Genomic DNA, 18,308 nt, shown 5'->3' with positions numbered 1-18,308 from the left:
CGGCCAGCGGCCGGCACTACCTTCATTCGTTGACCGGGGTGAACAGCAGGTCCTGGAAATCGAAGCTGAAATCGGTCAGGTCGGAGATCGACTGCATGCGAACCTCGCGCACCTTGCCGTCCGGGTCCAGGCTGAAGTTCACGAACGCATCGGCGTTGAGCGAGCGGTCATCCCAGCGCACGATGAAGGTGTCGTGCTGCCAGTGCTCCAGGCGGCCGCTCAGCTGCGCGGTCTTCATGAAGCGCAGGCGCAGGCCCTTGCCTGCGGCACTGACCTGCATGTCGCCATACCAGCGGTCGCGGAACGTGCCGGTGTAGCCGGCCAGCGGCAGCGACGGCCTGCTGCCCTTGTCGCGCGCGCTCTGATGCTTGGCCCAGGCCTCGTCGGCCTTGTCCTGGCCCTTGGCCACGGCCTTGGCATAGGCGTCCACCCAGTCGTGCTTGTCGCCGCCCAGATAGGCATCAAGCACGCTCAGGGTGATCGCGTTGAACGCCGCGCCCACTTCCTGGTTGGTCAGCACCACCACGCCCAGCTTCTCGCCCGGCACCAGGGTCAAGCGCGAGACCATGCCCGGCCAGCCACCGGTGTGCCAGACCAGTTTCCGACCGCGATAGTCACTCAGGCTCCAGCCTTCGCCATAGCCGGCAAAGTTGGCCCGTGCCGGTGCCAGCTCCGGCACGCTCGGCGCCGGGATCGACTGCGGGGTGATCATCCGCCACATCTGCTGCTGGCTCTTTTCGCTGAACAGCGCAGTGCCGTCGGCCAGCTTGCCTTCGGCCAGCTGCACCTGCATCCAGCGCGCCATGTCGTGCGCACTGGAATAAATGCCACCGGCGCCGGCATTGTTCGACCAGGTCAGCGGTGCGACGGTGCGCAGGTCCTTGAAATCGTACTTGGCGTGGCCGACCGCCGCCGTGTCACCCGGCTTCAGGTGGTTGGCGTTGTAGCGCGTGCCGGCCATGCCCACCTTGTCGAAGATGCGGGTCTGCAGGAACTGCTGGTAGCTCACGCCCGAGACGTGCTCGATCACCTGCTGGGCGACCGCGTACAGGATGTTGTCGTAGGCATAGCTTTCGCGGAAGCCGCCCTTCAGCGGCACCTTGCCCAGCCGCTGCACTACTTCGGCGTTGCTGTAGGACGTGGTTGGCCAGAACAGCAGGTCACCGGCGCCCAGGCTCAGGCCGCTGCGATGCGACAGCAGGTCGCGGATCGTCATCTGCCCGGTCACGAACGGGTCGGACATGCGGAACGACGGCAGGTGGTCGATCACCTTGTCGTCCATCTTCAACTTGCCCTCTTCCGCCAGCAGGTTCAGCGAGGTGGCCGTGAACGCCTTGGTGTTGGACGCAATGGCAAACAGCGTATCGGCCTGCACCGGTTCCGGCTTGCCCTGCTCGCGCACGCCCCAGCCGCGCTCCAGCACCACCTCGCCATCCTTGACCACCGCTACGGCAATGCCGGGCACGTCGAACTGCGCGCGCACGCGCTCGACGGTCGCATCCAGGTCCTGCAGCGGCGGCGGGGTCGCCGCGCTCGCCATGGTCGTGCACGCCAGCAGCACGGCTCCTCCGATCCAGGGTTTCATCCAGCACGATCTCCGAACAGGGGTGGCGGCCATGTGCAGGCCGTCACCGGGGTTTCGCGGGATGGTAACGTCCGGCGGCGCATCCTGCCCTGTGCCATAGGAGGGGTGTCATGGGCGAGAACGGCCAACCCAGCAGCGGCTCCACGATCATTCCGTGCCTGCGCTATCGCGACGCGCAGGCCGCCATCGACTGGCTGCAGCGCGCCTTCGGCTTCCATGCCCAGGCCGTCTACGCCGATGGCGATACGGTCTTCCATGCGCAGCTCACCTTCGGCAGCGGCATGATCATGCTGGGCTCGGCCAGCAACCAGAGTGCGTGGAGCAAACACGCTGCCCTGCCTGACGAGGTCGGCGGACGCCAGACCCAGAGCGCCTGCGTGATCGTCACCGATGCCGATGCGCACTACGCGCGGGCCAAGGCCGCCGGTGCCCGCATCGTCATCGACATCGCCGACCAGGACTATGGCGGACGCGGCTACGCCTGCGCCGACCCGGAAGGCTACCTGTGGTGGTTCGGCAGCTACGACCCGTGGCGCACGGACCACGGCCAGTGACCACGGCCGGCCGGCAGGCAGAGATCCGCTGCGGCATCGGCGGCTGGGTGTTTCCCGAATGGCGCGGCGGTGTGTTCTATCCAGCAGGCCTGCCGCAGCGGGAGGAACTGGCCCACGCCAGCCGCACCCTGCGCTGCATCGAGATCAACGGCACGTTCTACCGCACGCCAACTGCGGCCCAGTGCGCGCAATGGGCTGCGCAGACACCCGACGGTTTCCGCTTCTCGATGAAGGCGCCGCGCTACCTGGTGCAGCGACGCGACCTGTCCAGGACCGTGGAAGCGGCCACACCGTTCCTGCAGGCGGCACTGGCGCTCGGTGACCGGCTCGGCCCATTGCTGTGGCAGTTCGATCCGCGCCACCCGGCCGACGCCGATGCACTGGAGGCGCTGATGGCACAGCTGCCTAAGCAGCTGGACGGGGTGCCGCTGCAGCATGCGCTGGAGGTCCGCAACGCCGAGGCACATGGCCCGGCACTGGTCGACGCCGCCCGCCGCCATGGCGTGGCGCTGGTGATCGAGGACAGCGACGAGGCGCCATTGCACGGTGATGTCAGTGCCGGCTTCGTCTATGCGCGGATCAAGCGCAGCCAGGCCCGCTTGAACGAGGGCCTGCCGGCGCCCGTGCAGCAACGCTGGGCCGAACGCGCACGCCGCTGGTCACGCGGTGAACCCGTGGATGACCTGCCCTGCCTGGCCGGGCCCGCTGCGGAGGCCCCGCGCGAGGTCTACCTGCTGTGCATCGGCGCAGGCAAAGCGCGCAACCCGGCGGCAGCGATGGCCCTGCAGCGCCTCATCGACAGCGCCAGCGGTCCAGCCCCCACAGCAGGGTCCACCCCACCACGAACACGCTCGCAACGCGCAGCACGTTGAGCAGGAACGCCGCCAGCCCCAGGCGTTGCAGTTCGAGGAACGGATACGGCGCCTGTCCTGTCACTTCGGCCACCAGCATCGCCCAGCCCAGGTACACCAGCGGTACCAGCAGCACCCCGCCCAGTGCGCGCCAGCGCAGCGCGCCATGCGGCAGCAGCCACCACCACCCCAGCAGGTACAGCGCCGGCACAGCGTAGTGCAGGCCGGCATCGACCCACCATTGCAGCCCGGTGGGTTGCCACAGCCCCTGCAACGCCAGCACGTAGATGCACGCGGTCACCCCGATGCACAACGCGATCACCGCGGCGACAGTCGCGTTCAGCACACCCGCACGGATCAGCCGGACGCATCCCAGGCACACCGCCAGGTTGCTGAGAATCGTGAAGTAACCAACGAAGCGCAGCGTCGCCATGCCGACCCCGGCAGCCGCCCCGGGGCCATGCAGCAGCAACAGGTATTGCAGCAGCAACGAGGTGGCCGCCATCAGTGCAGTCAGCGCTGCCCATGCACGCTGGGCGGAACGGTTGGCAGCCATTGCGGGGTTCCCCTGGGGAGTTTCCGCGAGCATGCCACAGGCATCGCCGGCGGCCGTGCGATTGCCGCACAATAGGCGGATGAGCACACCCGACACCCGCAAAGCGTTGTGGCAGATTCACTTCTGTGTCCTGCTGTGGGGCGTCACCGCCATCCTCGGCAAGCTGATCACCCTGCCCGCACTGCCGCTGGTGTGGTGGCGCATGCTGCTGGTGACGGCGATGCTGGCGCTGCTGCCGCGGGTCTGGCGTGGACTGCGTACGCTGCCAGTGCGGCTGGTGGCCGGTTATGCCGGCATCGGCGCCCTGGTCGCCCTGCACTGGCTGACGTTCTACGGCGCGGTAAAGCTGGCCAATGCGTCGGTGGCCGCCACCTGCATCGCGCTGGCGCCGGTGTTCACCTCGATCATCGAACCGTGGGTGGCCAAGCGGCCATTCCAGCTGCGTGAACTGGCGTTCGGCCTGGCGGTGCTGCCGGGTGTCGCGCTGGTGGTCGGTGGCGTGCCCGACGGCATGCGCCTGGGTGTGCTGATCGGCGCGATCTCGGCGCTGCTGGTGGCAGTGTTCGGCTCGCTCAACAAGCGCATGGTCAGCCACGCCGATCCGCTCACGGTCACCGCGCTGGAGCTGGGTGCGGGCACCCTCACCCTGACCCTGCTGGCGCCGCTGATGCCCTACCTGCTGCCTGCGCTGGCCAGCCCGCTGTGGGTGGTCCCGGACCTGCACGACGGCATCCTGCTGCTGGTGCTGGCCGGGTTCTGCACGCTGCTGCCGTTTGCCCTGGCCCTGGTCGCACTGCGCCACCTGAGCGCCTACACGGTGCAGCTGGTGACCAACCTGGAGCCGGTCTATGCGGTGGTGCTGGCGGTGGTGCTGCTGCGCGAGCAGCACGAAGTCACCCCGTGGTTCTACCTCGGCGTGGCGATCATCGTCGGCGCCGTGTTCCTGCATCCGCTGTTGAACCGCCGCAAGCCGGTGCAGCATCCGGAGATTCTTGGCACGGCCGAGGCGCGCAACATCGCCGATTGAGTGCATCCACGCATGACGTGGATGCCCGTATCAACGCTGCGGCCAGTGCCATGCAGGTGCATCCAGCAGGCCCTGCCCGCTCAACAGCGTGCGGCCCTGTTCCTTGTACAGATGCAGCGAATGGCACCCTGGCGCCTGTTCCAGCGCCGCGATCAGCCGGCTGGCGTGCGACACCACCCATACCTGGCTGCGCGCACTGGCTGCGATGATCAGCCGCGCCAGCGCCGGCAGCAGGTCCGGATGCAGGCTGGTCTCCGGCTCGTTGAGCACCAGCAGCGGCGGTGGACGCGGCGTGTGCAGCGCAGCGGCCAGCAGCAGGAAGCGCAGCGTGCCGTCGGACAGTTCGGCCATCGACAAGGGCCGCAGCAGCCCAGGCTGGTGGAAACGCAGCGCCAAGCGTCCATCCAGCTCCTCGAAGCCGACCGTGGCGCCCGGGAACGCATCGTCGACGCTGCGTGCCAACGCCACCGGGTCACCGATCTCGAGGATGGTGACCCAGGCCGCCGCCAGATCCCGGCCGTCGTGATGCAGCACCGGCGTGCGCGTGGCCATCGCCGGTTGCCGCGCCGGGGCATCGGCATCACTGCGGAAATGATCGTAGAAGCGCCAACGCCGGATGTACTCGCGCAGGGCGATGGTTTCCGGCAGGCGCTGCGGATCGCCGACCTGGGTGAACAGGCTGTCGAACAGCGACAACCGGTCATCCACCAGATCCCAGCCACGCGCATGGCGTTGCCGCACCATCGCCCCACGGCGGTCGACCAGCAGGTTGGCGCTGCGCAGGAACGGGCCGGCCCAGATCGCCTCGGCCTTGATCTGCGGGTCCAATGCGAAGGCCGATCGACTGGGCGGCGGGTAGCCCAGATCGATGGCGTAGCCGAATTCGTCAGTGGCGAAGCCCAGCTTCAATCCCACCGATTCCTGGCGTGGGCCGCCCTGCAGGGGGATTTCGCCGGCAGCAACCCGACGGTCCATTTTTTCCGGACCCGCCCACAGCGCCGAGCCCAGCCCGCCTTCGCGGGCCAGCACCGCCGCGACGCCGCCCTGCGCGGTCTCGGCCAGCAGGCGCAGGGCACGGTACAGGCTGGACTTGCCACTGCCGTTGTCGCCGGTCACCACATTCAACTGCTGCAGCGGCAGTACGAGTCCGTGCAGCGAACGATAGTGGGCGATGGCCAGGGTCTGCAGCATGGTCGGCGTCCGGGGAACCAGGGGGTCATGCTGCCCGGTTCTGATCGCAGGAGCTGCGACGCGATGTGAATCGGTGACAGCATCCACGCGTCGCGTTGATCTACTGGAGCGGCATCCGTTTACCGCGCGGGTGGCAGATGCTTCAGCCGGCCACTTCCACCCGGTTGCGGCCATTGCCCTTGGCCCGGTACAGCGCCTTGTCGGCACGTGCCAGCGTGTCATCCACGCTTTCACCGGGCTGGTGCTGGGCCACTCCAATACTGATCGTGACCGGGAATCCCAGCGGCAGATCAGCCACGGCCAGGCGCAGGAACTCGCACTGCAGTTCGGCGGTGCGCAGGTCGGTAGCTGGCATCACCGCCACGAACTCCTCGCCGCCATAGCGTGCGGCCATGCCGCGACCGGCGAAATGCGAGCGCAGCAGCACGCCCAGCTCGGCCAGCACGCGGTCGCCGGTGGCGTGGCCCTGGAAATCATTGATGTGCTTGAAATGGTCGATGTCCAGCAGTGCGACGCAGGCCACCCCGGGCTGGTCTCCGTTCACCGCCACCGCCTCTTCCAGCGCTGCCGCCATCGCACGGCGGTTCGGCAGGCCGGTCAACGCGTCGGTGCGGCTCTGTTCGGCCAGGTCGGCATTCTGCGCGAGCAGCACGTCCTGGTACTCAGACAGCAGTCGCTCGTAGTCATCGCGCTCCAGCATGTGTTTCTGGATGTCGAGCGCGAAGCGGCGCAGTTCCATCACCAGCATCACCTGCCGCGACAGCGCCGCCAGCGCTTCGGCCTTGTCGCTGGCCAGGTGCTGTGGCTGCGCATCGAATACGCACAGCGTGCCCAGCGGCAGGCCATCGGAGCTGATCAGCGGCGCGCCCGCATAGAAGCGGATGTGCGGATCGCCCACCACCACCGGATTGTCGTGGAAGCGGATGTCCTGCAGCGCGTCCTCGACCACCATGACCTGCTGCGGTTGCAGGATCGCGTGGCCGCACATCGATTCGCTGCGCAGGTTTTCTGCCGCATCGATGCCCTGGATCGACTTGAACCATTGCCGCTCGACGTCGATCAGGGTCACCGCCGCCATCGAGGTGCCGCAGACCGCCTTGGCGATCACCACCAGGTCGTCGAAGGATTTTTCACGCTCCGAATCGAGGATACGGTAGCGGTACAGCGCCTCAAGCCGAAGGGCTTCATTGGCAGGCTTGTCGGGCTTGATCATGCAGCGTCACGTTCCGGCAGGTCACCGCGAAGTCTAGCTGATGTAGAGCCGAGCCCATGCTCGGCTGCACCCGGACAAAAGAGCAGCCGAGCATGGGCTCGGCTCTACAGAAGCCGTTTACCAGTCCAGCTGCCTCGGCAGCAGGCCCTGCAGCTCCTGCTCGGTCAGGTTGCGCCACTGGCCCGGCTTCAGCGCACCGATCTTGATGTTGTCGATGCGCACGCGACGCAACTGGGTCACCCGATAGCCGAACTCGGCCGCCATCAGGCGGATCTGTCGGTTCAGGCCCTGCTGCAGGGTGATGCGGAAACCGAACTTGGCGATGCGCGAGGTCTTGCACGGCAGCGTCATCTGGTCGTGGATGCGAACGCCACGGGCCATGCCACGCAGGAACTCGTCGGTGACCGGCTTGTTCACCGCCACCAGGTACTCCTTCTGGTGGCCGTTCTCGGCGCGCAGGATCTGGTTGACGATGTCGCCGTTGCTGGTCATCAGGATCAGGCCTTCGGATTCCTTGTCCAGGCGGCCGATCGGGAAGATGCGCTGTTCATGGCCGACGAAGTCGACGATGTTGCCCTTGACCGAGGTCTCGGTCGTGCAGGTGACGCCGACCGGCTTGTTCAGCGCGATGTAGACATGGCGGCGGGCACCGGGCTTGCGGGCCACGCGCGCGCGCAGCGGCTGGCCGTCGACCAGCACCTGGTCTTCCTCGCCCACCACCGCGCCGGTGCCGGCCGGATGGCCGTTGACGGTGACCCGGCGGGCGGCGATCAGGCGATCGGCCTCGCGGCGGGAGCAGAAGCCGGTGTCGGCGATATGTTTGTTGAGTCGGGTGGTCATCGCCCTATTATCCGGCATCGCCGCCCGCTGCGCTTCATGCCGGAGGCGGCGGATCGAGTTCTTCGCCGTCGAATACCCGGTTGCGGCCGGCACGCTTGGCCACGTACATGGCGTGGTCGGCCCGGCGCAGCAGCGCGGCGAGATCGTCCTCGCCCGGCCGCCACTGCGCCAGGCCGATGCTGGCGGTGACCTCCAGACCGGGCACCTGCAGCGCCCGGGCCGCCTCGGTGAGGTGCTGGCGCAGGCGATCCAGGCGCGCCGATGCCGCCTCGCGCGGCATGCCCGGCATCAGCAGCAGGAACTCTTCGCCGCCCATCCGCACCACCTGGTCCTGGCTGCGGACCGCGGCACGCAATGCACGTGCCACCGCCACCAGTACCTGGTCACCCACGGCGTGGCCATGGCGGTCATTGATGTCCTTGAACAGGTCGATATCCAGGAAACCGATCACCAGCGGGCCGCGCTCGCGATCAACCCGTTCCAGATGCCGTGCCAGCTGCTGCAGCCCGGCACGGCGGTTGGGCAGACCGGTCAGGCCATCGGTCTCGGCCAGCTGGCGAAGTTCATCGCGCTGCTGGCGCAGGCGGCCCAGCCGCTGGTTCAGCGCATAGGCAGCCATCATCAGCAGCCAGGTCACCGACAGTTGCAGTGCCTCCACGCGGTACTCCAGCAACCACGCAGCGCGGCAGGCGTCGGCCAGGATCAACACCAGCATCGGTGCCAGCGCCGCCAACCCCGCCTGCGCCCAGCGGTCGCCGCGCAGCCATGCCCACACCCCGGCCATCAATGCCAGGCCGCAGCCCAGCAGGTAGGACACCTGCAGGCCCTGCGCCACCCAGGCCAGGCTGTCCCGCTGCAGCCAGGGCGCACACGCGGCCAGCGCCAGCAATCCCCACAGCGCCAGCAACTGCACCGGGCGCGATCGCGGCAGCAGGCGGTCGCCGCCGTTCAGTCGCCACAACGCGGGCAGCACCAGCGCCTGGGATGCAGCGGTCAACGACAGCAGCCACCACGCGCTGCGCTCACCCACCGGCAGCCATGGCTCGGGGTAGCCGCTCAGCCCTCCGAGAATGGCCTGCCACAGCACCAGCACGGTGGTACCGGCGATGTAGACCAGGAAACTGCGGTCGCGGGTGGTAAGGAAGGCCATCAGGGCCGACAACGCCAGTGCGATTGCCACGGCAATGCAGGCCGCGCGCACCAGCAGGCGGGCGGTATCGTTCTGCTGCACGGGACTGGGCGCGCCCAGCCGCAGGGTCGGTACCCAGCGCGCCTTCAGCGGCGTCTGCCATGACACCAGGAACGGTTCATGGCTGCCCGCCGGCGGCACCGCGACCAGGCCGATGCCTGCGCGGAACCGGGAATCACGGGTACGGGCATCGTGCATGTTGCCGCAGATTTCGCGATCCCCATGCTGCACGCGGACTTCGCCCGCGAACACATTGAACACGTCCAGTGCCTGCGGCTGGCCCGACCAGCCGCCCGCTGGCGCGGACACCTGCACGTGTTGCCGTGGCCCCGCCAGCATCTCCGGCGTGCATGCGCGATGCGGGGTGGGTTCATCGGTCGCCGCACCGACCAGCAGGTAGTCACGCCCGGCTTCGGCTACGGCCGCCGACAGCGGCCACGGCATTGCCAACCACACCAGCAGCACGACCAGCACCGCTCCCGTTCCGTACTGCCCCTGCCTGCCGCCCACGCCACGTCCTGTTCCTGCTTACGCCCGCGCCCACTGCGCGTCGCCCCTGCCGGGCATTATCGCAGCCGCGGCTGCAGCCCACGTGTAGACCAAAGTCGCCGACGGGCGTTCAGCCAGCGGCGGGCGGACCTTTCACCGCCACCAGGCGCACCGGCCGCAGGTCGGCCAGGGTCATCCGCTCCAGCGGTTGCGGCCGCTCGACCGCATATCCCTGCAGGCCCTGCACCCCAAGCCGGGTCAGCGCGGCGGCGACGTCGGCAGTCTCCACCCATTCGGCCACCACCTCCATCTGCAGCTCGCGCCCCAGTTCACTGATCGCGCGCACGGTGGCATGGCTGACCGGATCGGTATCCATGTCGCGCACGAAGGCCCCGTCGATTTTCAGGATGTCGGCCGGCAGCTGGCGCAGGTAGCCGAACGAGGACAGCCCGGAACCGAAATCGTCCAGCGCCATCCGGCAGCCACGCGCCTTCACTGCATCGATGAAGGCACGCGCCTGGCTGAGGTTGCTGATCGCAGCGGTCTCGGTGATCTCGAAGCACAGCTTGGAGGCCAGCGCGCGGTTGCGCTCCAGCAGGTCGCAGACGAAGGCGAGGAAGCCGGGCTCGGCGATCGACTGCGCCGAAACGTTGACATTGCACAGGCCCAGCTGCCGCACGTGTGCCGGGCACACCTGCAGGTGCCGGAACAGCAGGCCAAGCACGTGCCGGTCCAGCGCCACGGCCATGCCATAGCGCTCCACCGCCGGCATGAACTGGCCCGGCAGGTGCAGGCTGCCATCGCTGCCACGCATGCGCACCAGTACCTCGTAGTGCAGGTAGGAGGGATCGCCGACGCGGGCGATGCGCTGCGCATACAACACCATGCGGTTTTCGGCCATGGCCAGGCTGACGCCCTGCAGCCGCTCGGCTTCCTGGCGCCGTTCCTCCAGCGCCATGCGGTTCTCGTTGAAGCAGTGCACGCGGTTGCGGCCGGCCTGCTTGGCCGCATAGCACGCGCTGTCGGCGGCGCTCATCAGCCAGTTCACATCCGGCGCATCGGCGCTGACCTCGACCACGCCGATGCTGCAGCTCAGCTGCGGGCTGCCTTCGCTGACCGGGAACGTCGCCTGCCCCAGGTTGCGGATTACCCGCTGCAGCACGCGCTTGGCCTCGTCCTGCCCGGCATGGGCCAGGAACACGGCGAACTCGTCCGCGCCCAGCCGGCCCACCCAGTCGCCATCGCGCACCGCCGCCACCAGGTAGTCGGCGAAGCTGCGCAGCATCTGGTCGCCAGCGGCGTGACCGAAGCTGTCGTTGACCAGCTTGAAATGGTCCAGGTTGATGTAGCACAGCGCGTGCGTGCCACCTTCGCTGCGCACCTGCAGCAGCGCGCGTTCCAGCAGCCGTTCGATCTCGCGGCGATTGATCAGGCCGGTCAGCGGGTCGTGGCTGGCGTGGTGCTCGATCTCGCGCGCCAGTGCATGGTTCTGGCTGACGTCTTCGATGATGGCGAACACCGACAGGCCACCGCCGGTGCTGCGCACGCCGGTGCCGCTCCAGCGGCCCCAGACAAGGCTGCCATCGCGACGGCGGAAGCGCAGTTCGCTCGGGCGCAGCTGGCGGTCCCAATCGATGCGGCCCACCCCATCGATGACCAACTCGCCGTCCATCAGCAGGTCGCCCAGCGACAGCTGCAGCAGCATGTCACGACGATGGTCGAGGATATCGGCCATCGCCTGGTTGGCCTCGATCACCTTGCCTTCGGCATCGAGCTTGAGCATGCCGACGTTGGCCTGGTAGAACGCCGCGCGGAAACGGCTCTCGTGTTCGGTCAGGTCCTTGCCGACGCGGCGCGCCAGGGCGACCGCCATCAGGCTGATCGCCAGCACCGACAGGCCCGCCACCATCAACGTGGCCAGCCTCACCAGCGTCGCCATCCGCAGCAGCGCCTGCGAGAACGCCTGGCTCTGCACCTTCATCCGCTGGTCCAGGTCACGCAGCTGCTGCAGGTAGCGGTCGCGTGCGGCAACGGGCACCAGGTTGCCGTCGTGCCGCAGCTGCAGTTCATCGATCAGTCGCTGCAGCGCCATCAGGTCGCCATCGGTCTGCCGCCACAACGCGCTCGCTTCGCGGAATGCACCGATGTCGCGCGCGTAGCGGAACGAGAACACCAGGCGAGGGATGTCAGCACGCGCATTGCCGCCCTGCAGGAAGCCCTGCCTGGCCTTCTCCTCGTCCGGTTCGGCCTGTTCCAGCGCCAGTCGCGCCTGCAGATCGCCCAACGGCACCTGCAGGGCCTGGCGTGCGTCGTCCAGGTCCTCGGCATCGCCACGCGCCAGGTAGCGACTGAGTGCGGCGGTGGCATCCTGCTGGCCACGCGACCAGTAGCCCTGGCCGGCGATCCAGGCAGTAGAGGCCGCCTGCAGTTCCTGGATCAGGGCGGACAGTGCGACCAGTCCGATCGCCATGCCGGTCAACAACGCAAATCGCAGTCCCAGCCCCCGGGTCATCGGCACCCGCCGGCTGTGTTGGTCCGTGCCACTCCTACCCATCCCGGATCCCCCTGAATGTGCTGCGGTGACAACCTCCTTAGGAACCGGCCCAGCCTAGGACCGGCAATGTGTGGGCCATGCGAAAAAGGGGACGGAGGGGATTAAGTCGTTCTTGGCACACGCACATGGCCAGCCAGATACGACTTAATCCCCTCCGTCCCCTTTTTCTGTCCGCCAGCCCGGGGGCTGGCGGTGGTGTGGACGGCTGCGGGTGCGGCTTAGAAGCTGCGCGGGCCGCGCGGCTTGAAGCCGTCACGACGCGGCGGGCGACTGTCGCGGTCACCGCCGCGGTCGCCACCATGGCCGCCCGGGCCGCCACGACGCGGGCCACCCGGACCGCCCGGGCCACGCTTGTCGAAGCGCGGCTTGAACGGGCGCGGGGCGGGGTTGGTGTCTTCACCCGGAGCCAGCGCACGCATCTGCAGCTGCTGGCCGGACACCCAGACCTTCTGCAGGTGCGACAGCACGTCCGGCGGCATCTGTGCCGGCAGGTCCAGCAGCGAGAAGTCGTCGTGGATGTCGATGCGGCCGATGAAGCGGCTTTCCAGGCCGGCTTCGTTGGCAATGGCGCCGACGATGTTGGCCGGCTTCACGCCATGCTGGTGACCGACCGAAATACGGTAGGTCTCCATGCCCTGCTCCGGTGCACCACGCGGCGGAACCTCACGGCGCGGACGCTGTTCAAAACCACCTTCGGCGTCGTCACGGCGCGGGCCACGCTCGAAGCGCGGACCCCGTTCGTTGCGGTCGAAGCGATCACCACGTTCCGGGCGGTCACCACGGTCGAAGCGCTCGCGCGGTGCGCGCTCTTCGCGCGGGGCACGCACCGGCGGCTGCAGCAGGAACGGGGTATCGCCCTGCAGCAGCTTGGCCAGCGCGGCAGCGATCTCGATGGCCGGCACGTTCTGCTCGTTCTCGAAGCGCTCCAGCAGCTGGCGGTAGAAGTCCAGGCCACCGGCGCCGAGGGTTTCGCTGATGCGCGAAGTGAACTTGTTGATGCGGGTGTCGTTGACCGCTTCCACGCTCGGCAGCTGCATCTCTTCGATCGGCTGGCGGGTGGCGCGCTCGATCTGGCGCAGCATGCCCTTCTCGCGCGGGGTGGCGAACAGGATCGCCTCGCCGCTGCGGCCGGCACGACCGGTACGGCCGATGCGGTGCACGTAGCTTTCGGTGTCGTACGGGATGTCGTAGTTCAGCACGTGGCTGATGCGCTCCACGTCCAGGCCGCGCGCGGCCACGTCGGTGGCGACCAGGATGTCCAGCTTGCCTTCCTTCAGCATGGCGATGGTCCGCTCACGCTGGGCCTGCTGCATGTCACCGTTGATGGCGGCAGCGGCCAGGCCACGCGCCTGCAGCTTGCTGGCCAGTTCTTCGGTGCCGGCCTTGGTCCGCGCGAAGATGATCATCGCGTCGAACGGCTCGACTTCCAGGATGCGGGTCAGCGCGTCCAGCTTGTGCATGCCGCTCACCCACCAGTAACGCTGGCGGATGTTGGCCGAAGTAGTGGTCTTGGCCGCGATGGTCACTTCCACCGGGTCCTGCAGGTAGGTCTGCGCGATGCGGCGGATCTGCGGCGGCATGGTGGCCGAGAACAGGGCCACCTGGCGCTGCTCCGGCAGCTTCTTCAGCACCGCTTCGACGTCGTCGATGAAGCCCATGCGCAGCATTTCATCGGCTTCGTCCAGCACCAGCGTCTTCAGCTCGGACAGGTCCAGGGTGCTGCGGTCCAGGTGATCGATCACGCGGCCGGGGGTACCGACCACGATATGCACGCCGCGGCGCAGGGCCGACAACTGCTGGCCGTAGGGCTGGCCGCCGTACACCGGCAGCACGCGGAAGCCGGGGATCTTCGACGAATAGGACTGGAACGCCTCGGCAACCTGGATGGCCAGCTCGCGGGTCGGCGCCAGGATCAGGGCCTGGGGCTTGATCTGCTGCAGGTCGATGTTGGACAGTACCGGCAGTGCAAAGGCAGCGGTCTTGCCGGTACCGGTCTGGGCCTGGCCCAGCACGTCGCGGCCTTCCAGCATCGCCGGGATGGTGGCGGCCTGGATCGGCGACGGGGTTTCGTAGCCGATGGCGGTGACGGCCTGCATCACGGGCTCGGACAGGCCGAGCTGCGCAAACTGCAGCGGCGCTTGGGAATCTTGGGACATGGGGAACTCCGAAGGCACTGCCGTCTTCCTGGCAGTGCGATAAAAAAGGTGATGGTCCGCGCTTTGGGCGCCCTTCTTATCGCGTGCCCTGGCGCTGCTCGGTCGGAGGAGATTTCACTCGCTCAGAGCGGAATGATACCGCATTGATGCTGAACGAGGCATACAGCTTTCCTCACAGATGCCGTCGGGCCCGTGCTGGCGCACAATACGCGCCCTCTTCCCGGCCCGGCCGCTGGCCTGCGCCCTCTTCCCAGGAACCCCGCTCCATGCAGATTCTCGAATTCGACCTCGACGGTGACTACGTCGAACTCAAGCAGCTGCTCAAGCTGGCCGATCTGGTCACCAGTGGCGGCGAGGCCAAGATGGTCATCAGCGAGGGCCAGGTACGGGTCGACGGCGAAGTGGAACTGCGCAAGGCCTGCAAGATCCGCGCAGGCCAGGTGGTCGAATTCGCCGACAGCCAGATCCGGGTGCTGGCTGCAGGCTGATCTGAAGCTGTTCAGGCCACGCGCTGGGTCAGGTGCGAGGCAATCAGCTGCCTGAACGGTGCCACGCCCTGCGCCAGGCGCAGGCCGGCCGCACGCAGCAGGCGCGCCGGGCGACGGTCGTCGGTGTACAGGCTGGCGATCGCATTGGTGGCCTCGTACAGCGGCCGCGACGCCAGCCGATGACCACGCTGGTAACTGGCCAGCATGCCGGCGGCGGCAATGTCGGCACCACGGCGCTGCTGCGCGACGATGCCCTGCGCCAACCGCTGTGCGCTGGCCAGGCCCAGGTTGAAGCCATGCGCGGTGACCGGATGCATGCCCACCGCGGCATCACCGATCAGCGCAGAACGCTCGCCGACGAAGCGATCCGCGTACACACCCACCAGCGGATACGCCTGCGGCGTGGCCACCGGCTGCATCCGGCCCAGGCGGTGTTCGAAGCAGGCACTGATGGCCTCACCGAAGGCTACCTCGTCCATCGCCAGCAGCGCCTCGATCTGCCGCGGCGGCAGCGTGATCACCGCCGATGCCTGGCCCTCGTTGAGCGGCAGCAGCGCCATCGTGCGGCCGTAGCCGAACCACTCCCAGGCGGTGTGGTGATGGTCGCGCTCGACCTGCATGCGGCACACCAGCATCGACTTGCCGAAGTCGCGCATCTGCGCACCGATGCCGAGCATGCGGCGGGTGGCGGAGAAGCGGCTGTCAGCGGCCACCAGCAGCCGCGCATGCAGTTGGCTGCCGTCATCGAGTTTGACCACGTGGCCCTGCGCATCGGCCTGCACGCCCAGCACCTTGCGCCCGTCGAACAGCTCCAGGCCGTCCTGGCCCTGCACGGCATCCCACGCGGCGCGACGGATCAGATGGTTGGGTACCAGCCAGCCCAGCGGCTGGCCGTCGACCTGGCTGCTGGCGAAGGTCAGCGCGAACGGCGAGCCGCCGTTCATCACCCTGGCATCGCGCAGATCAGCAATTTCAGCGTGCGGCAGGCGCTGCCACAGCCCCAGCTGCTCCATGCTCTGCCGCGAGGCATGGGTCAACGCGATCTCACGGCCATCAAAGGCGGCCTCGGCCAGCGCCTGGCGCGGCTGCACTTCGACCAGCCCGACCTGCAGCCCGCTGCCGGCCAGCGCGCGCGCGAAGCACAGACCTGCCGGTCCGGCGCCGACCACCACCACGTCCATCCTGCGCATGCGCGCCTCCTGCCGTTGATCCAGTCCGCGCCAGCATAGCGCCGCGCGCCTGAGCGGCCTTGATCTGGATCAGGCCGACTTACAGAAGTGCGAACACCAGCGCCAGGATCGATAGCAGCGACACCAGCCACACCAGGCTGCGCACGTAGGGCACGCCTGCGGCGTACAGGGGCAGATAGACCACACGCGCCCAGAAGTAGGCCTGCGCCGCCAGTGCAGTGGTGTCGTTGCCGCGACCGGCCACGACCACTGCGATGGCGGCGGCGGCGAAGAACGGAAACGTCTCCAGGAAATTGGCCTGCGCACGCTGCAGGCGCCCGGCCAGCGGGCTGAGCGGCTTTGCATCGCCATCGCGTGCCGAAGCATTCCACTTCATCCCGCGCTCGCGGGTGACCACCGTGGAGGTGGCGAAGATGTACACGAAGCCCAGCAGTACCGACCAGGCCAGCATCGTCAGTTCAGTTGCCATCATTCACCTCCTCAGGGTGCCGACGCGCGCAGGCTGTAACCGGCCAGGCGCCACACCTGGTCCTCGTCGAAACGGAACGAGACCAGCTCGCGCACCGGCTGTGCGCTGTTGGCGAAACGGGTCGGGAAGCTGACGTTGATGTACAGCCCTTCCGGCACTGCTGCACCGGCGCTGTACTTGACCCGGGTGATGGTCGGCTGGCCACGCCCGGCCAGCGCACCCAGGCGCGTGCGCTCGGCGGCCAACTGGCTGACGAAAGCGGCCTTCGGCACCGCACGACGCGCGACGGCCGAAGCGCCATCCCACAATTCGCCGGCGCGGTTGGCGTCGACCAGCTGCGCTGCCTTCACTGCGGCGGCGCCCATTTCCGCGTCCTGTTTCTGCACCTGCGCCTGTTGAGCAGCGGTCAACGCAGGGGAACCGGCGGTAGCGGGCTTCGCAGCTGCCGGCGAGGCTGGTGCCGGGCGTGCCGGGGCCGGCGCAGGCGTGGCCGGCGCAGGGGCCTGCGCCAACACGGTCAGGGGCAGCAGGGACAGCAGCAGGAACGCGCGCTTCATGGACACCGCCGGTTTTCTGGAGAGAACCGCAGTCTACGCCAGCGCGGTGACTACGCCGTCAGCGTGCCGGAGCGTTGCCCTCCACCGCTGCCGCATCAGCTTGCGCGGCGGGCGCGGCGGTGTTCGCTGGCGGCTGCTCGGCCACCGGCGGCGGCTCCGACGGTGCCGGTGGCAGCGTCGCCACATCGATCTCCGACAGCGGGCTTTCGTCCGGGCATACCGCATCCGGGAAACCGAAGCGCTGCTTCAGGGCCTGGCCGCAGCTGTTGATCGATTCCATGTCGGCGCCGTCGCGCTTGCACTGCTGGTCGAAGGCGATCAGGAACGCGTCCTTGCGCTGCACGAAGTCATCGCCGCAGGCGCGCATCTGCTTGATCCGTTCCAGATCGTCCTGCACCGCGTTGGTGCCATCCAGGCCGTACTGGCGCAGCTCATCCGGCGTCAGCAGGCGCAGGCTGCGATTGGGCACGGTCATCATCAGATCGGCCACGCCCACCGCCACGCCATTGCGCTGCAGGTAATCCTTCACGTTGTCGTAGACTTCGTGCAGCTCGCGGTTGAGCTCGGCGCGCGAGGTGGCCTTGGAGCTGATCCGCATCATGCGGTGGATGCCGACCTTGCCCGACAGCAGGCGGTTGTCACCGGCAGCCAGCACGAACACGCAGGCGCTGTGGCAGATGGAGCCTTCGCGCACCCAGATGGTCCAGCCCGATTCACCGATGCTGTCACCGGCCACGATCGCCGACTCCACCTGGCCACCACTGGAGTCCAGGTCGAGGATGCGCTTGTGGATCTTCAGTTCGTCAGCGACCACCGCCAACCGCCACATCATTTCGGCGAAGCCCGGATTGATCTTGCCGGCGTAACGCACGCGCATCAGCCCACGCTCGGCACACGGCGCCAGGGCCTGGGTGATCTGCTCGCGCTGCAGCCCTTCCAGTTCGGCACCGTCGCCGGCATCGCCCGCATATTCCGTGCTGCAACTGACCCACGCACGCCCATTTTCCAGCTGCGCCTGCGGCCACGGCCGACCCGCCTGGCTGCGCGGTGGTGCCGGTGCCGGTGGCGCGTCGGCGGCATTGATCGAAACCATGTTCTCGCCATCACTGGCCGGCGCCCGCGCTGCCTTGTCGGCAGCGGTCACGTTGCCCGGATTCTCCAGCTGACTGCAGCCCGCCAGGGCCAGGCACAACAGGGGCAACCAGCGGAATTTGGCGGACATCGGGCAACCGGGATTCATGGGACCAAGAGCCACAGTCTACCCGTCCAGGCCGCGCATTCAGCGCGTGGCACTGAACCCCTTCTGACCCTTGGGAAAGCGTGTCGACCAAGGTCGGCACCTACCAACAGCCTCAGGAACCTGTCGAAGGCGTGGTGGGTCCGGTGGCAGGGGTGCGAG

At 68.0% G+C, this 18,308-nt stretch carries 16 protein-coding genes; 4 read left to right on the top strand and 12 right to left on the bottom strand.

From position 1 onward, the window contains the following. Positions 1-22 precede the first annotated feature (22 nt). Positions 23-1,585: a serine hydrolase gene (locus tag AC5P56_RS13875; RefSeq protein WP_495231747.1), complete on the bottom strand. Its 1,563-nt coding sequence runs from the start codon at positions 1,583-1,585 to the stop codon at positions 23-25. A gap of 110 nt (positions 1,586-1,695) precedes the next feature. On the opposite strand from AC5P56_RS13875, the gene AC5P56_RS13870 reads away from it, so the two are divergent. After that, positions 1,696-2,139, top strand: a complete 444-nt coding sequence (locus AC5P56_RS13870) for a VOC family protein (protein ID WP_014646472.1) — start codon at positions 1,696-1,698, stop codon at positions 2,137-2,139. After that, entirely contained in the window at positions 2,136-3,011 is an 876-nt protein-coding gene (locus tag AC5P56_RS13865; protein WP_495231746.1) for a DUF72 domain-containing protein, read from the top strand. The genes AC5P56_RS13870 and AC5P56_RS13865 overlap by 4 nt, the downstream gene beginning before the upstream one ends. Here AC5P56_RS13865 and AC5P56_RS13860 read toward each other — a convergent pair. Further along, on the bottom strand, positions 2,932-3,546 hold the full coding sequence (locus AC5P56_RS13860; protein WP_075075652.1) for a Pr6Pr family membrane protein: 615 nt from the start codon (positions 3,544-3,546) through the stop codon (positions 2,932-2,934). The genes AC5P56_RS13865 and AC5P56_RS13860 overlap by 80 nt on opposite strands. A 79-nt stretch (positions 3,547-3,625) precedes the next feature. Here AC5P56_RS13860 and AC5P56_RS13855 point away from each other — a divergent pair, with 79 nt between their 5' ends. Further along, positions 3,626-4,573, top strand: a complete 948-nt coding sequence (locus AC5P56_RS13855) for a DMT family transporter (protein WP_014646470.1) — start codon at positions 3,626-3,628, stop codon at positions 4,571-4,573. A gap of 30 nt (positions 4,574-4,603) precedes the next feature. Here the strand turns inward: AC5P56_RS13855 and AC5P56_RS13850 are convergent, their stop codons facing one another. The 6 genes from AC5P56_RS13850 to AC5P56_RS13825 form a co-directional block, all read right to left on the bottom strand. Continuing rightward, complete coding sequence (locus tag AC5P56_RS13850; RefSeq protein WP_014646469.1) at positions 4,604-5,764, bottom strand: AAA family ATPase; 1,161 nt, start codon at positions 5,762-5,764, stop codon at positions 4,604-4,606. Positions 5,765-5,906: 142 nt separating this feature from the next. Continuing rightward, complete coding sequence (locus AC5P56_RS13845; protein WP_014646468.1) at positions 5,907-6,977, bottom strand: sensor domain-containing diguanylate cyclase; 1,071 nt, start codon at positions 6,975-6,977, stop codon at positions 5,907-5,909. A gap of 117 nt (positions 6,978-7,094) precedes the next feature. Next, complete coding sequence (locus AC5P56_RS13840) at positions 7,095-7,817, bottom strand: pseudouridine synthase (RefSeq protein WP_014646467.1); 723 nt, start codon at positions 7,815-7,817, stop codon at positions 7,095-7,097. 34 nt (positions 7,818-7,851) lie between these two features. Then, positions 7,852-9,516: a sensor domain-containing diguanylate cyclase gene (locus tag AC5P56_RS13835; RefSeq protein WP_495231745.1), complete on the bottom strand. Its 1,665-nt coding sequence runs from the start codon at positions 9,514-9,516 to the stop codon at positions 7,852-7,854. 109 nt (positions 9,517-9,625) lie between these two features. Beyond that, complete coding sequence (locus AC5P56_RS13830; protein ID WP_053495335.1) at positions 9,626-12,049, bottom strand: putative bifunctional diguanylate cyclase/phosphodiesterase; 2,424 nt, start codon at positions 12,047-12,049, stop codon at positions 9,626-9,628. A 218-nt stretch (positions 12,050-12,267) separates the two neighbouring features. Continuing rightward, entirely contained in the window at positions 12,268-14,205 is a 1,938-nt protein-coding gene (locus tag AC5P56_RS13825) for a DEAD/DEAH box helicase (protein ID WP_046429684.1), read from the bottom strand. 266 nt (positions 14,206-14,471) lie between these two features. Between AC5P56_RS13825 and AC5P56_RS13820 the strand changes: the two genes are divergently transcribed. Then, positions 14,472-14,693: an RNA-binding S4 domain-containing protein gene (locus tag AC5P56_RS13820; RefSeq protein ID WP_014036469.1), complete on the top strand. Its 222-nt coding sequence runs from the start codon at positions 14,472-14,474 to the stop codon at positions 14,691-14,693. Positions 14,694-14,704: 11 nt separating this feature from the next. Here AC5P56_RS13820 and ubiM read toward each other — a convergent pair whose 3' ends face one another. The 4 genes from ubiM to AC5P56_RS13800 all read right to left on the bottom strand — a co-directional run bounded on the left by ubiM (position 14,705) and on the right by AC5P56_RS13800 (position 18,131). Further along, positions 14,705-15,883, bottom strand: a complete 1,179-nt coding sequence (gene ubiM / locus AC5P56_RS13815; RefSeq protein ID WP_049407006.1) for a 5-demethoxyubiquinol-8 5-hydroxylase UbiM — start codon at positions 15,881-15,883, stop codon at positions 14,705-14,707. Positions 15,884-15,962: 79 nt separating this feature from the next. Then, a complete protein-coding gene (locus tag AC5P56_RS13810) occupies positions 15,963-16,352 on the bottom strand; it encodes an MAPEG family protein (protein ID WP_046429692.1) in 390 nt (129 codons plus the stop codon). Between the two features lie 11 nt (positions 16,353-16,363). Beyond that, positions 16,364-16,909, bottom strand: coding sequence for a DUF4019 domain-containing protein (locus AC5P56_RS13805; protein ID WP_069117380.1), 546 nt, complete (start codon positions 16,907-16,909; stop codon positions 16,364-16,366). 58 nt (positions 16,910-16,967) lie between these two features. Continuing rightward, on the bottom strand, positions 16,968-18,131 hold the full coding sequence (locus tag AC5P56_RS13800; protein ID WP_041863185.1) for a COG3904 family protein: 1,164 nt from the start codon (positions 18,129-18,131) through the stop codon (positions 16,968-16,970). Positions 18,132-18,308 lie beyond the last annotated feature (177 nt).

The organism is Stenotrophomonas sp. YJH_SMC_131 (genome assembly GCF_059367975.1).
The sequence above is the reverse complement of the archived record's forward strand: the minus strand, read 5'-3'. Positions and strand labels throughout refer to the sequence as shown.

Excerpts from the sequence above, each read along its gene's own strand:
- AC5P56_RS13870 (WP_014646472.1), top strand. The coding sequence starts at position 1,696 with ATGGGCGAGAACGGCCAACCCAGCAGCGGCTCCACGATCATTCCGTGC.
- AC5P56_RS13855 (WP_014646470.1), top strand. The coding sequence starts at position 3,626 with ATGAGCACACCCGACACCCGCAAAGCGTTGTGGCAGATTCACTTCTGT.
- AC5P56_RS13840 (WP_014646467.1), bottom strand. The coding sequence starts at position 7,817 with ATGACCACCCGACTCAACAAACATATCGCCGACACCGGCTTCTGCTCC.
- AC5P56_RS13860 (WP_075075652.1), bottom strand. The coding sequence starts at position 3,546 with ATGGCTGCCAACCGTTCCGCCCAGCGTGCATGGGCAGCGCTGACTGCA.
- AC5P56_RS13810 (WP_046429692.1), bottom strand. The coding sequence starts at position 16,352 with ATGGCAACTGAACTGACGATGCTGGCCTGGTCGGTACTGCTGGGCTTC.
- AC5P56_RS13820 (WP_014036469.1), top strand. The coding sequence starts at position 14,472 with ATGCAGATTCTCGAATTCGACCTCGACGGTGACTACGTCGAACTCAAG.
- AC5P56_RS13875 (WP_495231747.1), bottom strand. The coding sequence starts at position 1,585 with ATGAAACCCTGGATCGGAGGAGCCGTGCTGCTGGCGTGCACGACCATG.
- AC5P56_RS13845 (WP_014646468.1), bottom strand. The coding sequence starts at position 6,977 with ATGATCAAGCCCGACAAGCCTGCCAATGAAGCCCTTCGGCTTGAGGCG.
- AC5P56_RS13850 (WP_014646469.1), bottom strand. The coding sequence starts at position 5,764 with ATGCTGCAGACCCTGGCCATCGCCCACTATCGTTCGCTGCACGGACTC.
- AC5P56_RS13800 (WP_041863185.1), bottom strand. The coding sequence starts at position 18,131 with ATGTCCGCCAAATTCCGCTGGTTGCCCCTGTTGTGCCTGGCCCTGGCG.
- AC5P56_RS13805 (WP_069117380.1), bottom strand. The coding sequence starts at position 16,909 with ATGAAGCGCGCGTTCCTGCTGCTGTCCCTGCTGCCCCTGACCGTGTTG.
- AC5P56_RS13825 (WP_046429684.1), bottom strand. The coding sequence starts at position 14,205 with ATGTCCCAAGATTCCCAAGCGCCGCTGCAGTTTGCGCAGCTCGGCCTG.
- AC5P56_RS13830 (WP_053495335.1), bottom strand. The coding sequence starts at position 12,049 with ATGGGTAGGAGTGGCACGGACCAACACAGCCGGCGGGTGCCGATGACC.
- ubiM (WP_049407006.1), bottom strand. The coding sequence starts at position 15,883 with ATGCGCAGGATGGACGTGGTGGTGGTCGGCGCCGGACCGGCAGGTCTG.